This window comes from Streptomyces sp. NRRL S-337 (assembly GCF_000720175.1).
Lineage (GTDB): Bacteria > Actinomycetota > Actinomycetes > Streptomycetales > Streptomycetaceae > Streptomyces > Streptomyces siderophoricus.
Window position 1 is genome coordinate 172486 of the sequence record NZ_JOIX01000017.1, and the last position, 11598, is coordinate 184083.

Below are 11598 nucleotides of genomic sequence, written 5' to 3' on the forward strand. Positions count from 1 at the left end.
TCCCTTGGATCGGTAGTGAAGCGCTCGCCGGGACAGCCCGTCAGTCCTCCTTCGGCCCCGCCGGCGCCCTGGCACAGAGGTAGGGACGGGCGAGCAGCAGGCCGGTGCCGGTCATGGCGATGCCGAAGTAGACCGGGGCGAGGTGCATGAAGTCCATGTAGTGGATCGCGCCGTGCACCACGACAGCCGGCAGGAAGCCGGCGGCCGCCGCCGCAGCCAGGGTCCAGAACACCCAGGCTTCACCCCGCCGCCAGCCCCACGCGCTGAGCAGGACGATCGCCACCGCGGCGGCCATCAGCGCGCCGCCGAACCCCGCGCGGTCGTGGGCGACGAACGGCACAAGCCAAGGGTTCACAGCTTCCAGCCTCTGCGTGCTGGTGCCCAGGAAGACCAGGTCGGTCGGCACGAAGACACCGGTCAGACCGACCACCGAAATCACCGCTCCGCCGACGAACAGCCCCGCTCCCGTGACGATCAGCAGCAACTGGCCGACCAGCGCCCGTCGGCGTTCCGGCTCCGGCCCCTCGGGCGCCAGGCGCCACCGCGGTGCGTGCGCGGTCCGCCGGACCGCGGCCACGAACATCGGGAACAGCACGATGGTGGTGGCTGTGTGCAGGGGCTCCACGAAGCCGGTGGCCAGGAAGTAGAACAAGGTGGGGAACCCGATCATCCCCGAGAGCAGATACACCTCACGGGCCCAGGGCCAGCCGCGTCTGATCCCGCCCACGGCAAGGCCGGTGTAGAGGGCGCCGATCGCCACCATCGTGCCGGCCATGGTGATCCGGTCGTGCTGGAGGAAGTGCACGAGGTGATGGTTGGCGGCATGCAGGTCGTGCAGCGTCATGCCGAGGTAGTCACGGTCGTACCAGAGCAGCACCGGCCCCAGCGTGATCGCCGCGGCCCCGAGCCCCGCGCCCGTCATCCCGAGCCCGACGAGCAGTGCCCACCACCAGGCGGGCCAGCGGCGAGGATCGCGGCCGACGTCCCGCAGCCGCGGAGCGGGTGCGGTGGGCGTGGCTGCCTCGGTGACCCGTGCGAACCAGCCGGGCCCAGCCTCGACGAGCACTCCGGGCCGGGCGAGCACGACGGTCCCCGGCTCCTCGAGCGCGGCGGCCGCGGCGGTGACGGACGGGTCGGTCACATGCACCACGTCAGGGTCGCCGCCGCTGGTGAACCCGTCGACGTGGGACCTGAGGGCGGCCTCCGCCTCCGGATCGCATACGCGGGCGACAACCGGGATCGAGCGGCCGGCAGCGGCCTCGCGTACCGTCTCGGCGTCGGCTGCCGAGACGGGAGCCACCTCGACGACACCGGCCCCGAGCGGGTGCATGGCGCGCACCGCGTCGTAGGCGAGCGAGGGCGGGACGGATATGCCGAGCCGGACGGTCACGGGCACGCCGGCGATCTGGCCCGCGAGCCGCTTCGGTGGATGGCGGTGGCCGAATCCCCGGGCGATCAGCCGCGCACCGGCCGGACGGGAGCCGATCGACGCCAGCAGCCGCAGTGCGGTTCGCTGCGAACGGCGCCGGCCGACGGCGGCGGCGGCCAAGCCGCGCAGCGGGTGATACGTCCAGTCCGGCATCAGGTGCTCCCGCTCTTCGTCACGGTCACCGGGTCAACGGGTGCCCTCCAGCTCAGCACCGGCGTCATGGAACGCATCGTCGCCCCCATCGGCGTCAGCCAGGCAGCCGTGTCGCGCAGCAGCACCGCAGGCGGCCACGCCAACTGGCCGACCGCGCCGAGCCGGGCGGAGCGGCGCGTGATGGCCTGCGTCCGCGGGCGGCGCAGCAGGTCGTACGAGCGGAGCGCGGCGGCCACGTCCGGCGAGCCGTCGAGGCAATGAGCGAGAGTGACCGCGTCCTCCAACGCCTGGCACGCACCCTGGCCCAGATTGGGCGTCATGGCATGGGCCGCGTCACCCAGCAACGCGACCCGGCCGCGGACGAAGGAGGGCAGCGGCGGCAGGTCGTACAAGTCGTGGCGGAGCACCGCGTCCGCGGGGACCGCGGCCAGCAGGGCCGGGACGGGATCCGGCCAGGACCCGAACCGGCGCAGCAGTTCGCCGTACTCCGACGAGCCGGAGGCCGTTCCCGCCGGCAGCGACGCGGTCGCAAAGCAGTACATCCGGCCGCCCGGCAGCGCCGTGTAGCCGAACCGCTCCCCACGCCCCCAGATCGCCGCGCCTTCGGCGGGCGGCTCGTCGAGAGGCCCGGTGACCATGCGCCAGGCGGTGTAACCGGCATACCGGGGGCCGGCCGCGTCGGGCCACAGCACGCGTCGTACCGCACTGCGCAGTCCGTCGGCACCCACCACCAGATCGGGCCGGGACACTCCCCCACGGTGATCGACGACCAGGCTGCGGTCGTCGTCGCGGACCACGGACACCTCGCAGCCCGACCGCAGGCTGTCGGCAGGCAGCGCCTCGGTGAGCACCCGCAACAGATCCGCGCGATGCAAAACCACCAACGGATGGCCGAAACGGCGTGCCAGCTCCGCGTTGTCCGTACGGGACAGCCAGCGGCCCCGGCGGTCGCGTACGCCGCCTGTTGCCTCGACGGCACCGAGCGCCCGGACGGTGTCGGCCAGGCCGAGCACCTCAAGCGCGTGCAACGCGTTCGGCCACAGGGAGATACCGGCGCCGATCTCGGTGAATTCCGGTGCACGTTCCAGCACTTCGACGCGCCAGCCCCGACGGTGCAGGGCGATGGCTGCCGCCAGGCCGCCGATCCCACCGCCGACGATGGTCGCGGCGCGCTGCGACATGGGTCCTCGCTCCGATTCGGGGGCGCCGCCCCCGGTCAAGTGGCAGTCGATCCGGTGCCTGGTGGCATGCAATGCAACGCAGGCCCAGCTGAGCAGCGCCTCATAGCAACATGTCGACAGAAACCTGTCAATGTGCCGTGGCGCGCACCTGCGTCGGGAGCACTGGGCTGAAGCGTCCTTCCCTCTGCTTCCCCTCCGCTTCGTCGAAATCGTCTGGCGGAGTCCTGGCAGGTTGATGGGGAGCTCTGCGACTTCCTCGACCCGGACGACGACAGCCTCGAACTGCTGGAGACGAACTCCGACCGACTACCGCTCCCGACGCACCCATCGGCGAGAAGACACCGTGGTTCCTGGGCCACGTCGTCCTCCTGCGCGACGAGAAGCAGCTGAACAAGACGATCGCCCGCTACGGCCGCGTCGATCTCCGCTGCATCGACGAACCCGGATACGTGGAACTCGACCGCTGCTGAGGAACCCGCCAAGGTCGGCCGAGTGCGACAGCTGCCGATCTTGACGTGAGCGACGAGGGGGTTGAGGGACATCGAGACGAAGGCAGGTGCTAAAAGAGTGTCGTATGTGGGTTCAGCGAGTGATCGAACTGACCGGGTGGGAGCCGCTCGGGGTCTCCGTCGACTGGGCGGCGATCGAGCGAGAGCTGGGGGTTCCGCTGCCTGCGGACTACAAGGAGCTCTACGAGGCGTTCGGCGGCGGCGTCTTCAGCGATTCGGTCTACTTTCTGGGGCGCGACGAGGGCTTCTCGTTCGACTTCCTGGCACAGTGGCGGGTGTCGGTCGACCAGGCCAGCAAGCTCAAAGACGGCTCCGCCGTGGATCCCTATGCGGTCTACGCGCCGGGCGGCAAGGGACTGGTTGAGTGGGGCTCCACCGAATGGGCCGACGAGTACTGCTGGTTCATCGATGCCGAGCGGCCGGGCGATTACCCCGTCCTCGCGCGGGCCCACGACGTCGGCGGATGGCACCGGTACGACATGTCCACCTCCGAGTTCCTCTACCGCGTCCTTGCCAATGCCGAATTCCAACCCTTCGGGATCGCGCAGTACAACCTCGGCACGACATTCGAGCCCGGCTCCGGCGACCCCTTCGACGGCCAGCCGCGCTGACAAGCGGCTGGCCGTCCCGCGTCCGTGACACGACAGTGCCGTCGTTTCCCATCGAGATCCGTTGAGCCAGGCGATCACCAACTGCCTCCGGAACCGGTCGCCAAACGCTGTTCCTGGAGATCAACGCCGGTCCCTCCGCCGAGGCAGCCCATGAGGCACAGCCGGGCCGTCTGGGGCGGGTAGCGAAAGGTGACCGACCGCCCCGGAAGCCACTCATCCTCCATCACGACGCGACCGTCCCAGAGATCGTGGCGACTGAGCGCCTAGCAATCCTGCGGTCGGCGGACCTCGCCCGTGCCCAGTGTGATCACGGCCCGAGGCCGCATGGGCCCCTCGCCGCGTCGGGAGAGCAAGACCACCTCCTCGACCACCGCCGCCAGTGCGCCGAGCCGAGCAGCACACTCGGCGGCCAGCCGCTTCGGGTCCTGCGTACGGCCCAGGGACAAATGCGGGGTGAAGCGGCCCACGCGCCCCCGGCAAAGTGGGAACCGCAGCGCCAGCTCCCGGTGCAGATGAGTCCACGGCGCCGGATCCGCCGCAGCCGGATCGAGCCACAACGTCGCGTAGTGCCGGTGCCGGAAGTACCGCACTCCGGCCAGGCGCGCCGTGAACACCGTGCTCTGCGCTGCCCCGGCGGAGAGCAACGGCACGGCCCGCGCGAACGCCTCCTCCGGCACGAACCCGAACAGCAGATTCACATGCGGCGGCCACCGCCGTACCTGCGGATCGTGCTCCCAGCGGATGTCCTGAATCACCGGCCAGAGCTTCCGCGGCGGCAGCCATGCCACCGCCGTCCGGGCCGTCGGCGCCACCTTGAGCACCTCCACCGGCTCGGCCCCGCCATAAACCGGATTCCCGTCCACATGGCCATGGTCCCAAATCGGGCTCGGAACACCATCCGGAGCCGCTACGCTGCGCCGCGCGCCAAGGGCGGGTGCGCTGACGTGCCACCGCTCAGGCACTGGCCCAACGGTCGCGGATCGTTTGGGAAGGCGCCCAGGGGCACTCAATCATGGAGGTGTCACGACGTCTGGGCCCCCCGGACACCGTCCGGACCTGGCGACGGCGTTTCCCGTAACGAGGGCTGGCCGGTCTGTGCGACGAGCCTCGACCAGGCATCCCGCGGAAGGTCACCGATGCTGATGTCGAGCGGGTGAGCTGTCCGCCGACCCGTTCTTCATCGACAAGGTCTGTTGTCGTCGGCCGTCGGCCTCTTCCCGGACCCGCCCGAGAAGGCTGTGCGCGTCCGCCGACCCCAATGCCCGACACCCCGATGTGCTGGCAGCCCAACGCCGCGAACGCGCCGAAGTCCGCAGCGAACGCCAGCAACGCCGGGGCCGGCCACGAAGCAAAGCCGCGTGACCAACCCCGGCGGTCGTTTGTGGTCAACGCACCAGCCGCCGGGCCTGGGACAGTACTTCCAGGCATCCACCCCGGCGAACGTTCGTGGTCAACACACCAGGTTGATCGCATGACTTACGTAGAAGGCAAGATCGAGCGTGTCCGGCCGCAGCAGTTCCACGAGACCGTCGGCCTGGAAGACTGGCGTGTCCTGAGCGAGGGAGCCTGCGCGTACTTCCGCGCCGGGTCGTTGGCCGTCGGAGCGATGTGGTGCGGCTCTGGCGGGCGCTGCTCGGCTATGCCGATCGGGCGAAGAGCCCTGAGGATCTGATCGACCCGCAGCGCCGCGGGGCGCCGTTCTATTTCCAGCAGATGGACACACCACGCCCTCAGCGCAATCGAATGCACGTCGACGTCTGGGTGCCCTACGACCAGGCCGAAGCGCGCATAGCGGCAGCCATCGCGGCTGGCGGCCGTCTGGTGAGCGATGCCCATGCTTCCTCGCACTGGGTGCTGGCCGACCCGGAAGGCAACGAAGCCTGTGTCGGGACCGCCGGCTGGACCGGTCCGGAACCCGCTCGGCGGTGAACACCCCAACCCGCCGGCGACGGTTCGTTCGGCCTGCGCCTTGGGGTGGGCAAGGCGAGAGGACCACTTCGGTGGTCAACGTGGCCCTGCTCGGCTTGCCCGGAAGTTCAGTTCCAGTGTCCCGCGGCGGCGGCCTTGTTGACGAAAGCCTCGAAGGTCCTGGGGGGTCGGCCGAGGGCTCGTTCCACGCCGTCGGAGAGCGCGGCGCCCGCGCCGTTCCGGATGGCGCCCAGCAGCCCCGTCAGCAGCTGGGCGACGTCGGGTGAGGCGCCGGCGGCGACCTGACGCTCGACGAAGTCCGCCGGATCCACGTCGAGATGACGGACCGTACGGGCGGTGGCCCGGGCGATGAGGTCGGCCGCTTCACCGAAGCTGATCGCCCGTGGGCCGGTCAGCTCGTAGATCCGGCCGCTGTGGCCGTCTTCGGTCAGTGCTGCCACGGCAACTTCGGCGATGTCCTCGGCGTCGACGAACGGAGTGCGCCCGTCACCGGTGGGCAGGGCCAAAGTGCCGGCGAGAATTCCGTGCCGCCAGGGGCCCTCACTGAAGTTCTGCGCGAACCACTGCGGGCGCAGGATGGTCCAGTCGATGCCGGAGGCGCGCACGGCCTGCTCGGCGGCGTGCAGGGGATGGCCGTCCTCGCCCGCGCGTGGGGCGGACAGCAGCACCAGGCGGCGCACGCCCGCGGTGACCCCCTCGCTCACCAACTGCGGTATGCGTGCCTGGTGGTCCGTGCTCCTCGACAGGCTGGGCTCCACGAGGTAGGCGGCGGTGACGCCGTCGAGTGCGGGCGTCCAACTCGCCGGATCGTCAAGGTCGAGGCGGAAGTCGCCGCCGGTGCGGGAGGCCGTGCGGACCGGCAGGCCGGCGGCCTTGAGGCGCCGGGCAATGCGGCTGCCGGTCTTGCCGGTACCGCCGAGAACAAGGATGGTCTTCATGCCGTCCAGACAACCCCAGGAGTGCGTGGACGATCCATGGGAGAACGTCCTCACTTCCTTTGTGTTCGTCTAGCGTGGGAGCGTGGACGTCCTCAGCGATCTGCTGCACCGGGCCCGGGCCAGGAACGCGATGGTCAGGCAACTGATCCAGCGACCTCCGTGGTCGGTGACCTTCACCGACCCCCCACCGCTGACGGTCGTGACCACGCTCGCCGGTCACGCGTCGGTGCGCATCGACGACACGGACACCGCACCGGTACGGCTCACGGCGGGCGACATCGCCCTCATCACCCGCCCCCGCCGATACACGATCGCCGACGCCCCGTCCACCCCACCCCAGGTCGTGATCCACGGGCGGAGCAAACGCGTCGTCGACAGGTCAACGCAAGCGCCGGACACGCAGCGGAGCCTGGCTCCCCGCACCTACGGCGACGGTCTGCCCGGGGCCACGATCATGCTCCGCGGCGCCTACGACCTCAGCGGCGACGTCGGCGACCGCCTCCTCGGCATGCTGCCGCCGCTGGCGGTCGTACCCGCCGGGCCGGCGACCCGGGCGGCACTGGACCTGCTCGCCACGGAGGCCACCCGCGACGAACCCGGTCAGGACGCCGTGCTGGACCGGCTACTGGACCTCTTGCTCGTGCTGGCGTTGCGGGCCTGGTGCGCCGCCACGGAGACGGCGCCCGCCTGGTACCAGGCGCTGTCCGATCCGGTGATCGGCGAGGCGCTGCGCCTGCTGCACGAGCATCCAGCCCGTCGGTGGACGGTCGCCGAGTTGGCCGCCCGGGTCGGCACGTCTCGTGCGGCGTTCGCCGTCCGCTTCACCGCGCTGGTCGGCGACCCCCCGCTCACCTACCTCACCGGCTGGCGGATGACCCTGGCGGCGGACCTGCTGCGGGACGCCGAGACGACCGTCGCCGCCGTGGCCCGCGAGGTCGGATACGAGGATCCCTTCGCCTTCAGCGTGGCGTTCAAGCGCAACCGGGGTGTCAGCCCCTCGATCTGGCGCCGCCAGACCCACTGATACGGCTCGAAGAGGTCGCCACCCCGGGGGCACATGGCCTTCCACGGCGCCCGAGTTTCACTTGCCGGGCTCCGGCCCGGGTCCCTGGGAACCACCTTCCGGTGGGGTCTGTGACCCTCTTCGACAACGGCAACAGGTTCGACGGAACTGCCCAGTTCCCGGCGAAGGCATCGTCGGATACCGGTATCGTCGGATACCGCATACCGCGGTCAGTGCCAGAACTGACCAACGTTCCCACAGGGGCAGACCACTTCCAGACCGGGACACGGCTGCGGCACCTGGACGCACCCGCCTTCACCCCCGTCATAACCCTCCTGCGTGTTCCGCCGACGACGTCGTCACCCGCCCACGAGGCCGGACGTGGTCCTGGCGAACAAGGCCTACTCTCCACGCGCCATCCGCGACCGCCTGCGCAAGCGCGGCATACGAGCAGGTTTCCCATCCGGTCAGGTGATCTCCCACTTGACGGTGCCGAGGAACTGCGGATTGTCAGGGTCCGTCACGACACCGCCTCCGGTCGCACCCCGGTGCGGCAGACCTCCGCCGGGGGCGGCGAAGTCGTTGAGGCCCAGGATCAGGCGGCTGCCGGCGGAGGGGCCGTCGAAGACGAAGGCGACCTGCTGTCCGGAGCGTCCGTCCCAGTCGAATTCGCCGGAACTGGAGGGTAGGAAGACGGCTGCGCCCCGCCAGTCACCCAGGAGTCGGTCAGCGCCGGCCGGAACCGAACCGATGGTCATGTTGATGAACTGCACGCTGTCCGGGTCGTTGTCGTCCGTCAGTCGGACATCGACGTTGAAGTCGAAGGGCATGGTGGCCCCCTTCTGTTCGGCTTCCGCGTTTCCAGCGTGGCATGGCTGCGGCAAGCCGCAAGCGCAGCCGGACTGCGCGGCTCACCGGCCGGAGTGCCGGTCAGGCGGTCCAGTGGCGGACGGTGGCGTCCTCGCCCGCCGTGACGATCTCCCGGCCGTCCGGGAGGAGGGCCATGGCCCATGCCGTGCTGCGCTGCGCCTGCTCGACGGCGGCCATCATCGCGTCGTGGGTCTGCTGACTGCGGGTTGGGCATTCCGGGCTGGCCGGGTACCAGACGTTCCCCTCATGGTGTCGCATTCGCACCTCGTGCCACCGGCGGCCCGCTCCCAGCCTGGATTGTCGGCGCGATACGTATCACCTCGGCGGCCACCACCAGGTCAGAGACCGCGAGCGCGACGACGCCCTCTTCCCGCCGCCACACGCGTCAGGCCCCTGCGGCAGTCGCCACTGAGCTGCCAAGGCCATCAGTGGCCGGCCCGGCACTTCGCCCGCATCAGCCGCTATGGGCGGCCGAGGAGCTGGCTGCCGGCGGTGTTGTCGGTGCGGGCGGTGAAGTAGTCGGTGAAGGCCTGGACGAATTCGTCTTCGGTGATGCGGCCGTCTCCGTCGTGGTCGAGCTGGCGGAAGCCGTGGTTGAGCTCGGCGGGGTGGACCCGGGAGCCGCCGAAGATCGTGCGGTACTCATCGGCGCACAGGTATCCGTTGCCGTCGGAGTCCGCAGCGTGGAAGATCGCCCGTACCGCGAAATGCAAGCCCTGCTCTAGATAGCCCGGCCCGGCGTCGATCCCGGTGAGCATGGCGGTGACGAACTCCTCGCAGGTCACCTGTCCGTCGTTGTCAGCGTCCATGCCGGTCCGCAGGTGCTGCCACCAGGTCTCGAAGGCGGCATAGACGCGGGCTTCGCGCTCGGGGGTGAGTTCGAGCGGCCAGCACACGTTGTGCGCCATGGCCTGCATATCGGCCGAGCTGATGCGGCCGTCGCCGGTCTGGTCGAGGACCTGGCGGAAGAAGGTCCGCAGACGCGCCGGGCGGGAATCGGCACCCTTGCGGGGGCGGGGTGCGGGAAGCCGGACAGGGCTTGCCTCCGGCGGGGAAGGACGGTCGGTGGAGGCGGTGGGAGGCTGCGAGGTCGAGGGGTTGCCCGCCAGTGAGGTGCGGTAGCGGCGGTGCTCGGGCAGCGCATTCATCAGCACGCGCATGCCACGGTGCAGGATGAAGGACAGCAGGGCCGCGCGGCGGGTGCGGGGCAAGTTGAAGCGCTCGCGGAAGGCTTCCGGCAGGTCCGCGATGGTCAGCGCACCGATCACGTGGGCGGCCACCGTGCGCACAAGCGGCCAGGCCGGCTTCAGGTGGCCGAGGCGGCGGGGTGCGGGTGCTTCACGGAGCATGTCGAAGAGCAGGTAGCGCACGGGTTCGCTGTATTCGAGGCGCTCGCGGATCGTGCGGTCCATGTACGCGGGCACGTCCGCGGCCGTGGCCGGGAACAGCTCGTCGGAGAGGCCGAACTCGGCACACACCGCACGGAATTCTCCGTACATCTGATCCAGTTCAGGCGGCGTCAGCGGGCGTCCGGACAGTTCCCTCATCGCCGTCATGCACTCGTACAAGGTGACCAGTACCCACACCCGCACCGCCGGGTCCAACGCCGTGAACGGCCTGCCCTGTTCGTCGGTCCCGGCCAGCCGGCGGTGCGTGCGCTCCAGACGGGCAACCTCACGGCGTAGCCCTTCACGATCGGAGAAGAACAGCCGCTTCCCGCTGTCCATGGTGTGCTCGATACGCCGCCACGGGTGCGCGCGGTAGGTGGAGAAGTTGGCCATGCCGGCGGCGACCGCCGGATCCGCGGTCTGCAGAACCAGCAGCCGCCACGCCACCAACCCGATCCGCCACTCCCCCAGCGTGCGGCGCAGCAGCGAATCAGGACCGGGAAGATCAGCGGTAGCCAAGGGGACGTCTCCTCAAGCACGTGTACGGGAATGAGCAGGGGATGCCGGAAGAGCGATCATCGGGCTATCCGCCCGGTCCAACGGTCCTACCGGAATCCGGGAGCGGCCAGGTTCCCGAATTCACCCATCCGAGACACGCCACAGGGCCGCAGAAACGGGCGATTCAGACAGACACGGGACTTCTACCGGGCCGCTTCCGGGCACGACATTCCGAGCAGAGCGGGTTCTTCGGGCGCCGCGAGCGTCCGGTTGGAATTCACCCAGCTCCGAGGCGGTGGAGGCGACGACACCCTGCACGACACCTGTCGCGAAGGGATCCGCTGCGAGGTTGTCTGCCCAGACCTTCTTGAACAACCATGCCCGGCAACGGAGTTGGGGGGGCGTACGCCTTGGTTCCAGCAAGGTTGCGGTGGGGGTGGCGGGTGTTGCTCGCGGGCCCATTGGCAGAAATCGCCTGGTCACCCCTGGGTTCATCAGTGCTTTTGAAGGGGCGGCAGAGGCCTTCCGGCCATGTCGACCAGACACGGTTGCACCCTCACGCGCGCTCGCCGAGCACGCCCAGCGCGAGGCGTGCTCCGCAGCCGTTCAGCAGGCCCACGCAGACTTCATCGTGTCCGCAGCGCTGATCAGCTCGGGCAGGTCGGTCTCGAATCGCCGTTACGAGGTGGCGCTGCGGGTGCGCAGCTCTTCGTTGATGCGCTGGGCTTCTTCGAGCTGGTCTTCGAGGATGACGATGCGGCAGGCGGCCTCGATCTGGGTGCCGGCGTCGACGAGTTCGCGGGCGCGGGCGGCGATGCGCAGTTGGTAGCGGGAGTAGCGGCGGTGGCCGCCTTCGGAGCGCAGCGGAGTGATCAGGCGGTGCTCGCCGAGGGCGCGGAGGAAGGCGGGGGTGGTGCCGAGCATTTCGGCGGCCCGGCCCATGGTGTAGGCGGGGTAGTCGTCATCGTCGAGCTTGTCGACGGGGCGGGTACTGCGAGGGGGCATAGACCTCTTCTTTCGGGGACGCGTCGAGGGGCCCGAGTGCCGTATTGGCACCCGGGCCCCGAGCTTTCAACACCATCTACCGGC

At 69.9% G+C, this 11598-nt stretch carries 11 protein-coding genes and 2 pseudogenes; 5 read left to right on the forward strand and 8 right to left on the reverse strand.

The features are described 5' to 3' along the window. Nucleotides 1-40: 40 nt before the first annotated feature. Nucleotides 41-1582: a hypothetical protein gene (locus IG62_RS0115490; protein ID WP_030802285.1), complete on the reverse strand. Its 1542-nt coding sequence runs from the start codon at nucleotides 1580-1582 to the stop codon at nucleotides 41-43. Then, nucleotides 1582-2763 (reverse strand): FAD-dependent monooxygenase, encoded by a 1182-nt coding sequence (locus IG62_RS0115495; RefSeq protein WP_030802287.1) that lies wholly within the window; start codon nucleotides 2761-2763, stop codon nucleotides 1582-1584. Before IG62_RS0115495 ends, IG62_RS0115490 begins: the two co-directional genes overlap by 1 nt. 368 nt (nucleotides 2764-3131) lie before the next feature. Between IG62_RS0115495 and IG62_RS44695 the strand changes: the two are divergent. Together IG62_RS44695 and IG62_RS0115500 are read left to right on the forward strand one after the other, a co-directional pair. Next, nucleotides 3132-3227: pseudogene (locus IG62_RS44695) on the forward strand (AAA family ATPase); the annotation flags it as partial. 125 nt (nucleotides 3228-3352) lie between these two features. Continuing rightward, the gene (locus IG62_RS0115500; RefSeq protein ID WP_051798114.1) at nucleotides 3353-3883 is read left to right on the forward strand and encodes an SMI1/KNR4 family protein; all 531 of its coding nucleotides are present in this window, start codon (nucleotides 3353-3355) and stop codon (nucleotides 3881-3883) included. A gap of 263 nt (nucleotides 3884-4146) precedes the next feature. On the opposite strand, the gene IG62_RS0115505 is transcribed toward IG62_RS0115500, so the two are convergent. Beyond that, nucleotides 4147-4845: a 2'-5' RNA ligase family protein gene (locus IG62_RS0115505; protein ID WP_234326538.1), complete on the reverse strand. Its 699-nt coding sequence runs from the start codon at nucleotides 4843-4845 to the stop codon at nucleotides 4147-4149. Between the two features lie 295 nt (nucleotides 4846-5140). On the opposite strand from IG62_RS0115505, the pseudogene IG62_RS49850 reads away from it, so the two are divergent. After that, nucleotides 5141-5245 (forward strand): annotated as a pseudogene (locus IG62_RS49850) (integrase); the annotation flags it as partial. Nucleotides 5246-5494: 249 nt separating this feature from the next. Beyond that, nucleotides 5495-5812, forward strand: a complete 318-nt coding sequence (locus tag IG62_RS0115510; RefSeq protein ID WP_234326540.1) for a VOC family protein — start codon at nucleotides 5495-5497, stop codon at nucleotides 5810-5812. Nucleotides 5813-5919: 107 nt separating this feature from the next. Here the strand turns inward: IG62_RS0115510 and IG62_RS0115515 are convergent, their stop codons facing one another. Next, nucleotides 5920-6750: an SDR family oxidoreductase gene (locus IG62_RS0115515; protein ID WP_030802295.1), complete on the reverse strand. Its 831-nt coding sequence runs from the start codon at nucleotides 6748-6750 to the stop codon at nucleotides 5920-5922. Nucleotides 6751-6832: 82 nt separating this feature from the next. Between IG62_RS0115515 and IG62_RS0115520 the strand changes: the two genes are divergently transcribed. Beyond that, entirely contained in the window at nucleotides 6833-7774 is a 942-nt protein-coding gene (locus IG62_RS0115520) for an AraC family transcriptional regulator (protein WP_030802297.1), read from the forward strand. A 446-nt stretch (nucleotides 7775-8220) separates the two neighbouring features. Here IG62_RS0115520 and IG62_RS0115525 read toward each other — a convergent pair whose 3' ends face one another. The 4 genes from IG62_RS0115525 to IG62_RS0115540 all read right to left on the reverse strand — a co-directional run bounded on the left by IG62_RS0115525 (nucleotide 8221) and on the right by IG62_RS0115540 (nucleotide 11514). Continuing rightward, the gene (locus tag IG62_RS0115525) at nucleotides 8221-8583 is read right to left on the reverse strand and encodes a hypothetical protein (RefSeq protein ID WP_030802299.1); all 363 of its coding nucleotides are present in this window, start codon (nucleotides 8581-8583) and stop codon (nucleotides 8221-8223) included. 100 nt (nucleotides 8584-8683) lie between these two features. Beyond that, on the reverse strand, nucleotides 8684-8881 hold the full coding sequence (locus IG62_RS47235; protein WP_158795048.1) for a WD40 repeat domain-containing protein: 198 nt from the start codon (nucleotides 8879-8881) through the stop codon (nucleotides 8684-8686). A gap of 203 nt (nucleotides 8882-9084) precedes the next feature. Further along, entirely contained in the window at nucleotides 9085-10530 is a 1446-nt protein-coding gene (locus IG62_RS0115535) for an oxygenase MpaB family protein (protein WP_030802301.1), read from the reverse strand. Between the two features lie 657 nt (nucleotides 10531-11187). Next, a complete protein-coding gene (locus tag IG62_RS0115540; protein ID WP_030802304.1) occupies nucleotides 11188-11514 on the reverse strand; it encodes a MerR family transcriptional regulator in 327 nt (108 codons plus the stop codon). Nucleotides 11515-11598: the final 84 nt, after the last annotated feature.